This window comes from Pseudalkalibacillus sp. SCS-8 (assembly GCF_040126055.1).
Lineage (GTDB): Bacteria > Bacillota > Bacilli > Bacillales > Fictibacillaceae > Pseudalkalibacillus > Pseudalkalibacillus nanhaiensis.
Map to the genome: position 1 here is coordinate 3,139,148 of NZ_CP143541.1, position 16,629 is coordinate 3,155,776.

18 protein-coding genes are annotated in these 16,629 nt (G+C 46.7%); all 18 read right to left on the minus strand.

The genetic code is table 11. From position 1 onward, the window contains the following. Positions 1-34: 34 nt before the first annotated feature. The 18 genes from V1497_RS16280 to lgt all read right to left on the minus strand — a co-directional run bounded on the left by V1497_RS16280 (position 35) and on the right by lgt (position 16,628). Entirely contained in the window at positions 35-988 is a 954-nt protein-coding gene (locus V1497_RS16280; RefSeq protein WP_349408567.1) for a YvcK family protein, read from the minus strand. Next, positions 972-1,874 carry an RNase adapter RapZ gene (gene rapZ, locus V1497_RS16285; protein WP_349408568.1) on the minus strand — a complete coding sequence of 301 codons (903 nt, stop codon included), beginning with the start codon at positions 1,872-1,874 and terminating at the stop codon, positions 972-974. The genes V1497_RS16280 and rapZ overlap by 17 nt, the downstream gene beginning before the upstream one ends. A gap of 114 nt (positions 1,875-1,988) precedes the next feature. Continuing rightward, on the minus strand, positions 1,989-2,447 hold the full coding sequence (locus V1497_RS16290; RefSeq protein WP_349408569.1) for an 8-oxo-dGTP diphosphatase: 459 nt from the start codon (positions 2,445-2,447) through the stop codon (positions 1,989-1,991). Between the two features lie 421 nt (positions 2,448-2,868). Next, positions 2,869-3,822: a thioredoxin-disulfide reductase gene (gene trxB, locus V1497_RS16295; protein WP_349408570.1), complete on the minus strand. Its 954-nt coding sequence runs from the start codon at positions 3,820-3,822 to the stop codon at positions 2,869-2,871. Between the two features lie 278 nt (positions 3,823-4,100). Further along, entirely contained in the window at positions 4,101-5,720 is a 1,620-nt protein-coding gene (locus V1497_RS16300) for a tetratricopeptide repeat protein (RefSeq protein ID WP_349408571.1), read from the minus strand. Between the two features lie 293 nt (positions 5,721-6,013). Continuing rightward, complete coding sequence (gene hisIE, locus V1497_RS16305; protein WP_349408572.1) at positions 6,014-6,658, minus strand: bifunctional phosphoribosyl-AMP cyclohydrolase/phosphoribosyl-ATP diphosphatase HisIE; 645 nt, start codon at positions 6,656-6,658, stop codon at positions 6,014-6,016. Continuing rightward, a complete protein-coding gene (gene hisF / locus V1497_RS16310; RefSeq protein WP_349408573.1) occupies positions 6,655-7,413 on the minus strand; it encodes an imidazole glycerol phosphate synthase subunit HisF in 759 nt (252 codons plus the stop codon). The genes hisIE and hisF overlap by 4 nt, the downstream gene beginning before the upstream one ends. Beyond that, positions 7,414-8,148, minus strand: a complete 735-nt coding sequence (gene hisA, locus V1497_RS16315; RefSeq protein ID WP_349408574.1) for a 1-(5-phosphoribosyl)-5-[(5-phosphoribosylamino)methylideneamino]imidazole-4-carboxamide isomerase — start codon at positions 8,146-8,148, stop codon at positions 7,414-7,416. Beyond that, positions 8,135-8,782 carry an imidazole glycerol phosphate synthase subunit HisH gene (gene hisH, locus V1497_RS16320; RefSeq protein ID WP_349408575.1) on the minus strand — a complete coding sequence of 216 codons (648 nt, stop codon included), beginning with the start codon at positions 8,780-8,782 and terminating at the stop codon, positions 8,135-8,137. Before hisH ends, hisA begins: the two co-directional genes overlap by 14 nt. After that, on the minus strand, positions 8,783-9,373 hold the full coding sequence (gene hisB, locus V1497_RS16325) for an imidazoleglycerol-phosphate dehydratase HisB (protein ID WP_349408576.1): 591 nt from the start codon (positions 9,371-9,373) through the stop codon (positions 8,783-8,785). A gap of 4 nt (positions 9,374-9,377) precedes the next feature. Next, complete coding sequence (hisD, locus tag V1497_RS16330) at positions 9,378-10,646, minus strand: histidinol dehydrogenase (RefSeq protein WP_349408577.1); 1,269 nt, start codon at positions 10,644-10,646, stop codon at positions 9,378-9,380. Beyond that, complete coding sequence (hisG, locus tag V1497_RS16335; protein WP_349408578.1) at positions 10,643-11,290, minus strand: ATP phosphoribosyltransferase; 648 nt, start codon at positions 11,288-11,290, stop codon at positions 10,643-10,645. The genes hisD and hisG overlap by 4 nt, the downstream gene beginning before the upstream one ends. Further along, on the minus strand, positions 11,287-12,432 hold the full coding sequence (locus V1497_RS16340; protein ID WP_349410859.1) for an ATP phosphoribosyltransferase regulatory subunit: 1,146 nt from the start codon (positions 12,430-12,432) through the stop codon (positions 11,287-11,289). Before V1497_RS16340 ends, hisG begins: the two co-directional genes overlap by 4 nt. A 685-nt stretch (positions 12,433-13,117) precedes the next feature. Continuing rightward, the gene (locus tag V1497_RS16345) at positions 13,118-13,645 is read right to left on the minus strand and encodes a hypothetical protein (protein WP_349408579.1); all 528 of its coding nucleotides are present in this window, start codon (positions 13,643-13,645) and stop codon (positions 13,118-13,120) included. Between the two features lie 22 nt (positions 13,646-13,667). After that, positions 13,668-14,195, minus strand: coding sequence for an acyltransferase (locus V1497_RS16350; protein WP_349408580.1), 528 nt, complete (start codon positions 14,193-14,195; stop codon positions 13,668-13,670). Next, complete coding sequence (gene ppaX, locus V1497_RS16355; RefSeq protein WP_349408581.1) at positions 14,195-14,845, minus strand: pyrophosphatase PpaX; 651 nt, start codon at positions 14,843-14,845, stop codon at positions 14,195-14,197. The genes V1497_RS16350 and ppaX overlap by 1 nt, the downstream gene beginning before the upstream one ends. Then, entirely contained in the window at positions 14,835-15,788 is a 954-nt protein-coding gene (locus tag V1497_RS16360) for a nucleoside recognition domain-containing protein (RefSeq protein WP_349408582.1), read from the minus strand. The genes ppaX and V1497_RS16360 overlap by 11 nt, the downstream gene beginning before the upstream one ends. Before the next feature lie 27 nt (positions 15,789-15,815). Further along, on the minus strand, positions 15,816-16,628 hold the full coding sequence (gene lgt / locus V1497_RS16365) for a prolipoprotein diacylglyceryl transferase (RefSeq protein WP_349408583.1): 813 nt from the start codon (positions 16,626-16,628) through the stop codon (positions 15,816-15,818). Between the last annotated feature and the right edge of the window lies 1 nt (position 16,629).

Consider the following 16,629-nt stretch of genomic DNA (forward strand, 5'->3'; position numbering starts at 1 on the left):
GTGCACACCCCCTCACCCATTCTTGCATCGGGGTTTAATTGGATACTAATTCTAATATGATTTCAGATACACGCTTTGCATCATGTCGAATTAATGAATCATTGTATTGAACTATTTTATCACTGATGACTTCAAAGCCAAAGGATTTTAACCTTGTCTCATCATACACGACCGGTTCTCCACCCTCTGTTGCGTATTTTTTCAACAATTCCTTCGGTACATTATCATTGTTTACAACAATCGTGTCAATGATTTGTTGGCCGATATGGGCAACGAGAATATTCACATGATCAGACGCAGTAAAATGATCGGTTTCTCCAGGCTGGGTCATCACGTTACATAAGTAAACCTTTTTCGCTCGCGCCTTTTTGATCTCTTCCACAATACCTGGAACGAGCAGACTTGGCAGAATACTCGTATAGAGGCTTCCAGGACCAATGACGATGAGATCCGCATCACGGATAGCACGCAGACTTTCATCCAATGCTTTAATCGTATCCGGTGTCAGGAAGACGCGGACGATCTTTTTACCCGAATGCGGGATTTTCGACTCTCCTGTCACAATCGAGCCATCATTCATCTGGGCATTCAGTACGACCCTGTGGTCAGATGCAGGAAGCACTTTTCCACGGACATTGAGGACCTTTGACAACTCACGTATTCCCGTAACGAAGTTGCCTGTGATGTCGGACATCGCGGCAAGCAGGAGATTTCCTAATGAATGCCCGGAAAGACCATTTCCATTTTTAAATCGGTGCTGGAACAGTTGCTCAACCAACGGTTCCACTTCTGATAAAGCAGCCAGTACATTCCGAATGTCGCCTGGCGGGATGATATCGAGCTCTTCCCTTAATCGGCCAGAGCTCCCGCCATCATCTGCAACTGTAACAATCGCCGTGATATCGACCGGAAACTTTTTCAACCCCCGTAACAGTACAGATAACCCTGTTCCCCCGCCAAAGACGACAACCTTAGGTTTTCGTTTCAATCTCTGTCGTCCGAGGTTTATCTTTTTTGATATCACGGTGATTACTATTAACGCGGTAATTAGCGCCCAAGTATTCCTTCAAGTGTTCAGCAAGGGTGACGGACCGATGCTTTCCACCTGTACAACCGACTGCGATGACAAGCTGGCTCTTTCCTTCCCGCTTATAGTGAGGAATGATGAAGTCCAATAGTCCTGTCAGTTTTTCGATGAACTGTTGCGTTTCCGACCACTTCAACACGTAGGATGATACCTCTTCTTCAAGACCGGTCTTCGGTCGCATGTGCTCAATGTAATGCGGATTTGGCAGGAACCTTACATCAAACACCAGGTCTGCATCGATCGGCATTCCGTATTTGAACCCGAACGAAAGGACATTGATCGTGAAAGGATGCGCTTCATTCACAGCATATCGTTCGATGATGCTTTCGCGGAGCTCCTTCGGCTTCATGTTCGTCGTATCTAAAATTTTCTGAGCTCGGCCTTTCAGCTCTTCAAGTAATTCGCGTTCATTCTTGATTCCTTCTAGCGGAAGTCCGTTCGCCGCCAGCGGGTGTGAGCGGCGCGTTTCTTTATATCGCTGTACGAGCGTAGAATCCTGCGCATCGAGGAAAAGAATCTGCGGCTTTATTTTTTCATTATTCGTCAGGTCATCGATTGTTGCGAAGAGCTGGTCAAAAAATTCACGCCCTCTCAAGTCCATGACAAGCGCGACCTTCGTCAATTTTCCCGAGGAGTCATCCATCAGCTCAACGAATTTTGGTAAAAGAGCCGGTGGTAGGTTATCGACACAAAAGTACCCGAGATCTTCGAAGCTTTGCATCGCAACCGTCTTACCAGCACCAGACATGCCCGTGATGATGACCATTCGAAATTCATCGTGTTTCATAGGTAATCCCGCCTTTCCGTTAGGATCGTCTGCAATTTATTGTTGATCGTTAGTGCGACCCTTTTGAAAACTGGACCGAACAACAGGTTATATCATTTTTTCAATAGTTCTAGATTATGATGGATCCAGGCGATAACTCAACAGCTTGAAATCTGGGGTATACGTAAACGTCCCAATGATCATACCGCTGCCGGTCATCATATAATCGAGGATGTGATGATCCCCTGGTGCCATCGGTAAAGAGGCGATTTCTTCCTTCGGCTTCCAGGCGAGCTTGCCCTCTTCCGACTCTGATAGGACCTCTCCTTCAAAATCCGTCGCATAGAAAGTGAACATCATCCATTCCTGAACGATCTGGTCACCCTCCTTGATAATGAAGTTGAAGACCCCTTTCAGTTTCGGGTTCAACAAATACAATCCCGTTTCTTCACGGTACTCGCGAATGACCGAATCTTTAATCGTCTCTTCTGATTCCATTTTGCCACCAGGTGCTACCCACCAACCACGACGAGGCTTTTGCAGCACCAAGATCTGATCATCCTTTTCGAGTACACAATTCGCTACTCGTTGCACTTCACTCACCTCTTTCTCACATTATACTACATCCTATGTGTCAACGCTTACCCATAATTTTACTTAGTTTATGTAACCGCCACTAGGTTTTAACCATCGGGCGGTGTGCAATCTTCTATGGTGTCTGACACTTTTTGCGGGCCCTTGCTGCACTTGCCATTGCGGATGGTGTCAGACACCATTCACGATGCTTACTCTCCCAACACTTCATTTGGAGTGCCTGACACCTTATGGAAGCCCTTCTCCTACAAGGCTTCTCCGAAAGTGCCTGACACTGATGCAAAAGCGCAAAAAAAGAGCACGGAACGTATGTCCCGTGCACAAAACAAGAAATTTATTAAAAGGGGGTCAATTTCTTAATTTTATAGTACCCCACCAATGTTTCACGGTTGTTACAAACTCGTTAAAACGGAATTACGAATTATGAAGATACGCTTAACTTTTCCATCAAGGACTCGACGTAATGCTGAGCGCTTTGGGCAGCAATACTTCCGTCACCCGTTGCTGTGACGATCTGACGAAGCGTTTTTTCACGAATGTCCCCTGCTGCAAAGATGCCAGGGATTTTCGTTTCCATTTCAGAGTTCGTTTCGATATAACCGTTTTCGTTTGTGATACCGAGGTCTTTGACTGCTTCATTCAATGGAATCATTCCGATGTAGATGAATACACCGTCCGTCTTGAATTCACGTTCTTCGCCATCCTCAGTGCTCACAAGCGTTACACTACCGACTTTATTGTTTTCTGCATTGATTTCTTTCACTGTATGGTTCCAGATGAAATCGATCTTGTCATTTTCAAATGCACGGTTTTGCAGGATCTTTTGAGCACGCAGCTTATCACGACGGTGGACGATCGTTACCTTCGATGCAAAACGAGTCAGGTAAACACCTTCTTCGACAGCAGAGTCTCCCCCGCCGACTACAACGAGCTCTTTGTTTTTGAAGAAAGCACCGTCACAGACTGCACAGTAGGAAACGCCGCGTCCGCTTAATTCTTTCTCTCCAGGGACGCCTAGCTTTTTGTACTCTGCACCTGTTCCGATGATGATGGATCGGGCTTTATATTCTTTCCCGCCACCAGCGATGACACGCTTATATTCCTCACCGTCAACGATTTCCTTCACATCACCATAAGCGTATTCTGCTCCGAACTTCTTCGCATGGTCAAACATTTTGTTGGAAAGATCCGGACCAAGAATATGGTCGTAACCAGGATAGTTTTCAACATCTTCAGTGTTCGCCATTTGTCCGCCTGGGATTCCGCGCTCGATCATCAATGTGCTCAAATTAGCACGTGAAGTATATACAGCAGCCGTCAATCCAGCCGGACCAGCGCCTGCAATGATAACATCATAAATTTTTTCTTCAGACATGATCTCCACTCCTTTTTCTAAGAAAACTTGGCAACTCCAAGCCTTCATAGAGGCTTTGCCTATTCACACGATACGGAAACCAGCATTAAGAGCTGTTTTCCAAGATCATTAACGACAATCGCAACATCAAAGTATTGTTAGTTTAAACGATTATCGTTTTCTTATTAGTATCGTATTAAAAGGACATGCATTTCGTCTAATAATCTGCTCAGCATGGGCGTTCCTGTAAGGTAGGTTACAAAAATCCAGCTTCACTCAAAGCACGTTACCCTGTAAGCTTATTCATAAAACGTGTCTTCCGTTTGTTTCTGGTATAGGAACCGTAAGGTATTGACGTATTTCTGCAAAGTGGATTTCGATATGCCAAATTGTTCTGCTACCTTCTGCTGAGTCGTTTTTTCTTTCTGTAAAGCATCCGCTACATATACGATCGCTCCAGCCCAGGCTGAATCATTTTTCAAAGACAATTCATTCTGATGCGACTCGTTGATGAGGAGATACCATAGAAGGGCCGATTCCGAATCCAATTCAGCTCGAGAACTCAGCAGCCGATCTAAAATCTGCAACCCTTTTTTCGCTTTATCCGGAGTTTGGTCCAGCTGCACCCAACCATCCTTCAAATGGAGATCGACACGCGTATACCCCTTTTCGAACAATACGACTGCAGCGAGCTCTTTCATGATTGGTGTTTCATTCTTATCCCCACAAAATGCCTCCAGAGTCGGCAAGGCTTCTGCATCATCCATTTCTCGAATCAACAGGATGTGCGAAAGCTTATTTTTATGAATCGTACTCTTCAGCTTCTGGATCCGTTCTGAAAGTTCACCCTCATCTCCAACATCTTTTACAGGTATAGTATATTGATATTCAGCATACTGGGGTTGAAGTGCATACTCTTCCAACTTATTCAGGTAATAGGCAGCAACTGAGCTCTCTGGATCCAAGTCCAATATCTTCTCCCAAGCCCATTTCGCTGCATTCTTCCGACCAGTCTTGATTGAAGCGACAGCTAACCAGTGGAAATACGTGACATTCCAGGCATACCCTTGATTACGGACAGAGTGAAGCCATACAAAAGCGAGTTCGTCCTCTTCCAAAAGGGCGAACGTGCTGCCGAGCTTATACCGATGCTCCGGAATGATCGGGTGGATGACCCGAAGGATACCAAGAAACCGTTCAGCTTCTTTATTTTCTTGAAGTTGCTTGTAAAAGAGCGCAACATTACAAAGTGCATGAAGATTTCCGGGATTCTTGTCCAGGATATCATCAAGCACAATGAAGGCTTCCTTATATTCACCTAGATAAAAGTGGGAGAGGGCCAAATTGTTGTAAGCTGCCCAGAATTCCGGATGACTCTGGACCATCTTCTGCAGCAAATCCCTCGCCTCTTGGAAATCGCCTTTTTCCAGACAGCGACGTGCTTTCTCATGTTGGACAATCAACTTCTCTTCCGAAGATCGGTTCTCGAGATCTTCACCAATTTCGCTATGTATCAAGTCAAGCAATTCTTGGGATTCCTCGTAAAAATCACCTTCTGGTTCATTTTCCATGTATCGGACGGCTTCGCTTTCCGCCTCTCGAAACATGCCGAGGTGAGCATAATTGTTAGCCATGAAATAATAGCATTCGGTTATACCGGAATCGATCTCACTGACGATGTATTCCAAAATGTCATTGGATTCAATGAAGTCACCAAGTTCAGCTAATGTCGCAGCGAGCTGACAAAGGTACGTTGCATCATCGGGATCCACGTCAACCGCTCGTTGGAAAAGCTGCTTGGCTCTTAATAAGTCTTTTTTTTGATAGGCTTTCAAACCACGTTGGAAATAGTATTCTCCACTCCTGGAAAAAGGGATGACCTTTTGCTCACGGTGTGAAGCCTTTTCGTTCAATTTCATGAAATTGTATCACCCGTTCTGTTTACTCTCTTTCGAAAGTATAACACATGGACCCGTCCCCCGAACACAACAGAAAACGTCTTTTCAAAACACTGAAAATTCCACAAAAGACGTTTCGTTCAGCTTGCGGCATAGCACTCCGTTGGGACGTTTGGTGCATAAATTTTAAAATAGGTTCAAAATTTTTCATCTGGGTTCATAATTCTGAATCTGGGTTCATAAATTTTGAAACTGGTCCGTTTTTTCTAATCTAGGTTCATAAATCCAAAAACCAACAAAAAACGAAAAGGAATTCATTCCTTTTCGTTCGTTTTCGTATGTCGCTGTCTCAATACGGCTAGCACGTCATCCAACGGAACGTTTTGCTCCTGCAAGAGGACGAGTACGTGATAGAGGAGATCCGCCGTTTCCCATGATAGTTCGTTTTTATCGCGATTTTTAGCAGCAATAATCACTTCAGACGCTTCTTCTCCTACTTTTTTCAGGATTTTGTCGACGCCTTCACTGAACAAGTAAGTTGTATATGATCCTTCAGGACGCGTCTTTTCCCGCTCGGCAATGACTTTTTCCAGTTCAGAGAGGACTGCAAACCGATCGCTCGCAACATCAACTGAATCCTCATCAATCAGCGAATCAGAAAAACAAGAATACGTCCCTTTATGACAGGCTGGTCCATTCGGATCGACAAGGACGACTAGCGCATCCTGATCACAATCATAGCGGATGTCAGCAATTTCCTGCGTATCACCGGACGTCTCACCTTTATGCCAGAGCTCCTGTCTAGAACGACTATAAAACCAGGTTTCCCTTGTCTCGAGTGACTTTTTCAAGGACTCCTCGTTCATATAGGCAAGCGTCAGCACCTCTTTACTCTGGACATCCTGCACGATCGCTGGAATCAAGCCTTTTTCATCAAATCGTAGCTCCGTCAAATTCATCGGACATGCACCCCTCGTTTACTAAGTTCTTCTTTTACAGCCGAGATCGAGGTTTCTTTATAGTGGAAGATCGAAGCCGCGAGAGCTGCATCTGCATCAGCTTCTGTAAAAACATCATAAAAATGCTCAGCCGCACCTGCTCCCCCTGAAGCGATGACTGGAACTGTCACAGCATCACGGACCTTTTTCGTCAAATCCAGATGGAATCCGGACTTCTCCCCATCCCGGTCCATACTCGTAAGCAGGATTTCGCCTGCCCCTCGTCTAACGGCTTCCTGCGCCCAATCGATGACTTCCCAATCCGTAGGTCGTTGGCCGCCATTCGTATATACACGCCACGATCCGAGTTCTTCATCATATCTCGCATCGATTGCAACGACGATACACTGGGAACCAAAATACTGTGAACCGAGCGTGACTAGCTCCGGATTCTTAACAGCTGCAGTGTTCAAGGACACCTTATCCGCTCCAGCACGAAGGACTTTTTTAATGTCTTCAAGCGCGTTGATCCCACCACCGACTGTAAAAGGAATCGCCAATTCAGCTGCAACCCTTTCTACCACGTCGATGATGACATTTCGCTTTTCGTTGGACGCCGAAATATCGAGGAATACGAGCTCATCAGCTCCTTGCTCATCATAGAGCCGAGCAAGCTCGACTGGGTCTCCGGCATCGATGATATTGACAAATTGTACGCCTTTCACAACTCGTCCATCTTTTACGTCCAAGCATGGAATGATACGTTTTGTCAGCATTTATTGACCTACTTTCCCGAGGGCTTCTGAAAGGGTGAACCGTTCTGCGTATAATGCTTTCCCGATGATTGCACCTTCAATCCCCTCGTCCTGTCTATCCGCCAAAGCAATCAGATCGTCCAATGAACTTACGCCACCGGAAGCAATGACATCCGCTCCAGACACTCGGGCAAGCTCAGCGATTGCTTCAATGTTCGGTCCCTCGAGCGTCCCGTCACGTGAAATATCCGTGAAGATGAAATGTTTCGCACCTGCCTCTGCCATCTCTTTTGCCAGGGTGGTCGCTTTCACCTCCGATTTATCGAGCCAGCCTTCCGTGGCGACATAACCGTCTCTGGCATCCAAACCGATGGCGATCTGCTCACCATATTTTTTCAGCATTTCCTTCGTAAAGACTGGATTCTTAACCGCGACGCTACCTAAAATGACCCGATCAACACCTTTTTCCAAATAAAAAGCGATGTCTTCTTCCGTACGGATTCCACCGCCGATCTGGACCTTCACATCCAATTCAGCTGCAACGCGCAGGACGTGTTCATGGTTCACTTTTTCAGCCGTTTTCGCACCATCCAGATCGACCATATGGATCCAGGTGGCACCTTGATCAGCAAACATTTTCGCCATTTCAAACGGTGAATCGCCATAAACGGTCTCTTGGTCATAGTCTCCTTGAAACAATCGGACGCATTTTCCGCCCCGCATATCAATGGCTGGATACAGTTCAAAGCGCTTCATGCGTCTTCCTCCCTTCGATGTAAGCAGCAAAGTTTTTCAAAATATCAAGTCCTGCAAGGCTGCTCTTTTCCGGGTGGAATTGAGCTCCGAACACATTCCCTCTCCCCACGACAGCCGGGACATCCTCATAGTAATCTGCCGTCGCCAACAACACGCTTGGGTCCTCGGTTTTCACAAAATAAGAATGGACAAAATACACATAATCGGAGCTCAAATCCTTTAAAACGAGCGCATCCGGCTGTCGGATAATCATTTGATTCCATCCCATATGCGGCACCTTATACGTTTCGCCTTTTACTGTCACACCAGGAAAACGGACGACCCTCCCTGGTAAAAGATGAAGACCTTCCGTCAATCCATTTTCTTCACTCTCATCAAATAAGAGCTGCATACCGAGACATATGCCGAGAAGCGGCTTCCCTTCCTTGACCGATTGTTTGATGAAATCGTCCATTCCATCCTTACGTAACGCCTGCATCGCGTCCTTGAAAGCCCCGACCCCCGGGAGCAGAAGAGCGTCCGCCTCAGCTAATTCGGTTTTATCTTCAGAGAGGAAATGGTCCACTCCGAGCCTGCGGAGGGCATTTTGGACAGAGTGGAGATTCCCCATTCCATAATCAATGATGCCAATCATCTAGAGCATTCCTTTCGTAGATGGAACCCCGGTGACACGAGGATCGATTTGGGAAGCTTCATCCAATGCTCGTCCAAGCGCTTTGAAAACCGCTTCAATGATGTGGTGCGTATTCGTGCCATGATGGACGATGACATGAAGATTCATTCGGGCTTCAAGAGCGAGCTTCCATAAAAATTCGTGAACAAGCTCCGTATCGAATGTCCCGACCTTTTCAGAAGGGAGATCGACTCTCCATTCAAGGTGAGGACGATTACTCAAATCAACGACTACCTGTGCAAGTGCTTCGTCCATCGGTACGAGCGCACTTCCATACCGCCGGATTCCGCGTTTGTCTCCTAACGCTTCCAGAAAAGCTTGTCCTAAACAGATCCCGATGTCTTCCGTTGTATGATGGTCATCAATTTCTACGTCTCCGGCTGCATGGATCGTCAAATCAAAGAGACCATGGCGCGTCCAGAGGTCAAGCATATGATTCAAAAATGGAACAGGCGTATTCAGGTCAGACTTTCCCTGCCCATCTATGTCGAGGTTCATTTCAATTTGCGTTTCATTCGTTTTACGAGAGATGGATGATGTTCGTTCAGACATTCTGCTAATTCTCCTCCAATCGGATATCGATCGCTCTTGCATGAGCTTCAAGGCCTTCGAGCCGTGCTAGTCTACTAATCTTCCTGCCATCATTGAAAAGGGCATCTGTGCCATACGAAATGATGCTTGATTTCTTGATGAAATCATCGACGCCTAGCGGACTGGAGAACCGTGCTGTCCCGCTTGTCGGAAGGACATGGTTCGGCCCTGCAAAATAGTCCCCGACTGGCTCTGCACTATTTTTCCCTAGAAAAATCGCTCCAGCATGCTTGATCTGGCCTAACAGCTCGAATGGCTCATGAGCAACCAGCTCAAGATGTTCCGGTGCCATTTCGTTGATTGCATCAATCGCTTCTTCTTCTGTATTTGCCACATAGATGACGCCGTTGCTGATGATCGACGCCTCGGCGATTTCTTTGCGAGGTAGGTTTTCGAGCTGGCGGATCACTTCCTTTGACGTCTCTTCTGCAACCTTCACAGACGTCGTGACGAGAACCGCCGTTGCCATCTGATCATGCTCCGCTTGAGAGAGAAGATCCGCGGCTAGAAACACAGGGTTTGCCGTTTCATCGGCATAAATCATGATTTCGCTCGGACCCGCGATCATATCGATTCCGACAAGACCGAACACTTCCCGTTTCGCAAGCGCGACATATATGTTTCCTGGTCCGACGATCTTATCGACTGCAGGAATCGACTCTGTACCGAAGGCAAGCGCTCCGACAGCCTGCGCTCCTCCAATTTTATAAATATCATGAGCACCGGCCTCATTCGCCGCCACCAATACGCTCGCTGGAATCGTACCGTCTTCACGGGGAGGTGTCACGACAGCGACTCGTTGAACCCCGGCGACTATGGCTGGAATCGTCCCCATCAGAACAGATGAAGGGTACTCAGCCGTGCCGCCTGGTACATAAACTCCGACCGATTCGAGGGGCGTGATCTTCTGGCCGAGCACACTGCCGTCCTTTTTCGACACCATCCAAGACTCACGAACCTGCCTTTTATGGTAATCCCGTATGTTATCTGCCGCTTCACGTATGGTCGTGACAATCTCTTCCTCCAGGGAGGCATAAGCTTGTTCGATTTCAACATCCGAAACTCTGAAGGATTCAATGCTCGCTCCGTCAAATTTTTTCGTTAATTCGATGAGTGCATCGTCCCCGTTCTCCTTCACTTTACCGAGAATGTCGAGAACCGCTTCCCGTTGTTCCTCCGTTCCCTGGTCCAATGATTTCCGTAGGTTCGCTCCTCTGAGCTCTTGTATTTTCATCGAACGACTTCCTTTCCTTCAATGACCTTCTCCAAACGTTCAACCATCTGATCGATAACGTTGGATTTCACGCGATAACTGACAGGATTCACGATAAAACGAGAGGTGATCTCCATGATTTTTTCCGTTTCGACAAGCCCGTTTTCTTTTAATGTACGACCTGTCGATACGATATCGACAATCCGATCTGCCAACCCGATCATCGGAGCTAACTCAATTGAACCGTTCAGCTTCACGATTTCTACTTGTTTTCCTTGGCTCCTGAAGTAGCTTGAAGCAACGTTCGGGTACTTGGAAGCAACTTTAGGAGCTACTGTATCCATTTCCGTCCCAGGAAGTCCGGCTACTGCCAGATGACACCTGGAAATGCCGAGATCGAGGACTTCATAAACATCTCGCTTTTCCTCAAGCATCACATCTTTCCCTGCGATACCGACATCCGCCACCCCATGTTCCACATACGTCGGCACATCCATCGGTTTTGCGAGGATGAAGCGTAAGTTCTCTTCCTCGATTTCAATAATCAATTTCCTCGAATCCTCAAACTCTGGAGGAAGATCGTAGCCAGCATTCCGAAGCATCTGGACAGCTTCTTCAAAAATCCTGCCCTTCGGCATCGCAATCGTCAATGGTGTTGAAGTCATCGTCCTTTCTCCTCCTCTTTTCCGAGATAATACGTAACATTTGAGAATTTCTCTGTATAGGCGTCAAGATCGTCAATCCCTTTAATATCCTGAAGCGTCACAACCTCTCCTTGGCGCCGTAACTCCATGCACGAACGGATCGCTTCATCCCGTTGCTTTTCCGAATAGATGATGCAATGTGTGAACCGTTTCTCATCTCTAGGATGGACCGCTTCAATTAAATGATCCAGATGGATGCCGAATCCCGTCGCTTTAGCCTCCATATCGAACTTGGAGAACAAGGCATCGTATCTGCCGCCATTACTGATCGGTGAACCAAGCTGTGGTGCATATCCTTCAAAAACAACGCCCGTATAATACGTCATATGGCTCACAAGCGTGAGGTCGAAGGATATTGCATCCGAAACGCCGAACGCTTTCAATCCGTCCTGCAGGGCTTGCAACTCTTCAAGCGCTTCATAAGCACGCGTAGAAAATACGAGCTCCTCCGCTTGATCGAGCTGAATTCCTTCACCTCTCAGATGCAAAAAGTCGAGCAGTCTTTTCTGATCAATAGACGAAAGCGGAAGCTCCTTCACATGCTGCCTGTAACCGACATAATTTTTCTCATATAAAAAACGCTTGAGCGTTTCAATCCGTTTATCTGTACCAAGGATTTCGCTGAAAAGAGCATCGACATAGCCGAGATGGCCGACTGCGACCTTATACGATTTCAAGCCGACGACCTTGAAGGTGTTGATCATGAGCGCAATCACTTCTGCATCTGCACTCGTCGTCCCGTCGCCGATGAGCTCGATTCCGAATTGCTCAAATTCCGCAGGTCGACCACCTTCTTGCTGTTGCGCTCGGAACACATTCGCTGCATACGCAATACGCATTGGTAAAGGCTCGTCCCGTAAACTGGAGGCTGCGACTCTGGCAATCGGAGCTGTCATATCCGGCCGTAAGACGAGCGTCTTCCCTTCCTGATCAAGCAGCTTGAACAATTGCTGGTCAAGGGTCGCTGATGCTTCTCCTACCGTATCGTAATACTCGACAGTCGGCGTCTGCATAAAGTGGTATCCCCATTGTCTGACGAGGCTTTCCATCGCCCGTCTGCTGACAGACTTCATTTCATATAACGTAGGAAGCGTGTCCCGCATTCCCAATGGCTTTTCAAATACTAGCGGTTTCGACACATCATTCACTCTCCGGTTTCGTAATCTTATTTTATAGGCTCTGTTAAAGAATGCTATTGAAATTGAACAGCTTCAGGCGGACGCTTTCCGCGGGCAACGCTTCAGCCTCCTCGACCTCGTTCCTCGCTCTGCGGGGTCTTCAGCTGTTGCTTTTCCCGCTGGAGTCGCCGCCTTACGCTTCAAAGCTAACAGAGCCATTTTAAAAAGCTTTGTTAGAGAAGAGGTGATTTTCCAAAAATCCCCGACACTCCTGCGGGAACAGCGAGCCAGGCAAGACCCCGCAGCTTACTTACGGGTTAACCATTACGATGGATCTTCGACTAAGTACCACCACGTCCTATGGTGAACGTCGAAGCCACCACATCCTGTGGAAGTGAGGCTTGCGCTTCGCCCGCGGAAGGGAGGGAATTTTAAAAATCACATTTTTTGCTTTAGTTCGCTAACAAACTAACAAGATAAAGACTTTGTAAGTAGTCTAACGCTCTTCTGAATACTCGTCAACAGTTACCTGTCGTTTATCTTTACCCCAACTGCTTCTTCTTAAAAGGGAATTTTAAACATATCTTACATAAGCACAAAAAGAGCCCCATTCTGAAGGAATCCAATGGAATTCACTCAGAATGAGGCTCACTTTATTTTTTTATCGGATCTATTTATACACTAGGTTCACGTATCGTTGGATGAAACGACGCACATCACGTTCGTGGACTTGAAAATGATATTGGCACCTGTGGGCATTTTTGAAGTAACTGAAATCCGTCTGCAAATACCTCTCCAGCTGCTTACGATGGATATGGACGACCAACTCATTGGACTGATAAGGAACCATGATTTTCAAAATCGAGATATAAGGCAGCTCCTTGAAGAGATACACGAGATTATCAAGCAATAATCGACCGATCTTCATTTTCGTCGAGAAATAGTTATCATAGTCATCCAAGTATTCCGGGCTAACATGATCACTGTTTTCAAAGCGGATGACAGCTTCCTTCCCATTCCAATAAGCATCCCTTATGTAGTCACTCCCACGCAAACGGGAAACGGCTGACAAAAAGAAGAAACGATCTTGCTGTTCGCTGTCCTTTTTCGGCTCTTGAATGGCTGGGCGGACCCATGCATCGCTGATACGGAATTCACCATTCATATAAATCATCGACATTCGTTTCTTTTGTTCCATTTGACACCCCACCTTTACATACCTATATATCGTCAGAATTCGTCATTTGTTTACGCTTGTCCATCTCATCTTTCGTATAGATGACGCTCATCGGATTACCTCCGACGAAGGCACCTGCTTCGACATCCTTATGGACGAGAGAACCTGCAGACACGATTGCACCGTCCCCAATCGTCACACCGGGTAAAATCATGCTGTTGGCACCGATCATGACTTCATCACCAATATTCACATTACCAAGACGGTACTCTTTAATCAAATATTCATGCGTCAATATCGTCGTATTATATCCGATGATCGTGTTCCGCCCGACAGAAATCTTCTCCGGAAACATGATATCCACCATCACCATCAGGGCGAACGCGGTCTGGTCACCCACCTTCATCCCTAAAAAAGTGCGATAAAGCCAGTTTTTCACCGGAATGATTGGTGTGTAGCGTGCGATTTGAATGACGATGAAATTCCGCAGCACCTTGAGAAAAGGGACGGTTCGATAGATTTGCCATAGCGCATTGCTTCCTTCGACAGGATAGCGCTTGGTCTTCCGCATTATACGTTCACCTCTACCTCTAATACGTTCAGCAAGTCCAGCATCGTTTCCAGCATGTAATCCGGCTGCAGACGCTCCAGCGATTCCCGTCCTTTGACGGTCCAAGCGACCGCAGCTGTCAACGTACCAGCATTTTTCCCCGCCTCGATATCATAACGGCTGTCTCCTACCATGATCGCAGAGGATTCATCCGACTGAAGATTTTGCAGGGCTCGAGTAATCGGCTCTTTGTCCGGTTTTGCACGCTCGACATCATCAAGCGTCACGATTGTCGTGAAGTACTCACTTAATCCGGTAATCTCTAAACCAAGTTCGACTGCGTCACGCATTTTTGTTGTTACGATACCTAGCTTGAACCCTTTTTCGTGCAAGGTTTTGACGGTTTCGACAACACCTTCAAAGGCGTGTACGTATTCTTCATGATGGGCAAGATTATGTTCTTTATACATCTTAACCATTTCAGATACCGAACTTTCATCGACCTCTTTAAAACTATCAACGAGAGGCTGACCGATGAACGAGATAATATCCTCTCTTGTGTAGCGGTTTGGTTGGAAATGCTCCAACGTATGAGAGAAGGACGCTATGATCAACTCATTCGTGTTGATCAGCGTTCCATCCAAATCAAATAAAATTGTATCAACTTTCATACTTGGCTTCCTTTCGATGGCGATAAGCTTTTCTTTCATCAATACGGTTCCAGACGATCGCGACGATCATCGTCAAGAGAATTGCGACGATCAACCGGATGACGAGTAGCGGCCATACCGGAATACCGAGCGGGATGAAGATGAGCGTATCTTCAATGACCGCGTGACAGGATACGAGAAAGATAAACGCGAGATACAAATCCTTCTTCTCAACGCCATCCTCCTTCACAGCCTGCATCATGACGCCAGCCCCATAAGCGAGACCGAACACAATACCAGCTGCTAGTGTCGTCGAGGTATTGGACTTCATGCCGAGCGAGCGGGTGATCGGTGACATCCAGCGTGAAAAGACCGTCAACCAGTTCAAGTCTTTCATGATCTGGATGAAGATCATGAGCGGGATGACAATCGCAGCAAGCTGCAGCACTCCGATCAACCCTTTTTCTAAACCGAGCCATAGGATGTTCCAGAAACCTGAAACGTTCTCTTCCGATTGTGAAATCAACCCATACACCGCGCGCTCTGAACCGCCGTCCCAGAACCACGAAATCATCAAGGCTGAACTGAACGCTAGCCCTAGACGTACAACAAGCACGATCCACATCTTGATGCCTGCTTTCGTCGCAACCGTCGATTCAATTAATAAATTATGAGAAAAAGAGAGCATGACCGCGAGGATAAAGACTTCTTTTACCGTCAAATCCAGGCTGAGAATCGCCCCGATGCCCGCATACAGGTTCAAGAAATTCCCGATAACAAGCGGTAGAGCAGCTTCTCCGGACAAGCCAATCCACTTCATGAGTGGCTCTGCAATTTTTACGAGCCAGCCCATGACCGGCGTTTGCCCTAATATCGTTACGAGAAGGGTAATGGGAAAAATGATCTTACCAAGCTCCCAGGTCGTGTTCAAACCTACTCTCAAGCCTTGCTTCAGTGTTTTCACAAACCCTTCCCCCCTTTCGTTGCTACATTACAAGTCGAGGTAACGTTTATCCGCCAGACCAGCTTTACGGCGATAAAGCATGACGATGAGGCTGACGACAATCAACGCAATCGAAATCACTTGAGCCATCCTCAAGCTTTCCGTCAGCATCAGGCTATCTGTCCGCAAGCCTTCTATGAAAAAGCGGCCGATGGAATAATAGATCACATAAGTCAAGAACAGTTCACCACGTCTGAGATTCACTTTTCTCAAACCAATCAGAATGGCGAAACCGATGATGTTCCAAACCGATTCATATAAAAACGTCGGGTGATAATAAGCACCCTCGATATACATCTGGTTGATGATCCAATCTGGTAGATACAAGCCTTCTAAAAAGGCACGACTGACTTCACCGCCATGGGCTTCCTGGTTCATGAAGTTCCCCCATCGTCCGATCGCTTGCCCAAGGATGATGCTTGGTGCTGCGATGTCAGCAAGCTTCCAAAATGACAAATCTTTCATTTTTGAAAACACGTAAGCTGTCAAAAATGAACCGATCAACGCTCCATGTATGGCGATGCCGCCTTCCCAAATCTTCAAGATTTCACCAAGGTGATTTTTATAGTACGACCATTCAAACGCAACATAATAGATGCGCGCTGAAATAATCGCGACAGGTACAGCAATCATAACAAGGTCCACGAAGGTTTCAGAATTGATTCCTAATCTCTTCGATTCCCTTACGGCGATCCATAATCCGAGTATCGCTCCAAATCCTATAATAAGCCCATACCAGTATATGGTCAACGGTCCTAAATCAAGCGCTACTCGATCTAAAGGCTGTATTTGTGAAACCATT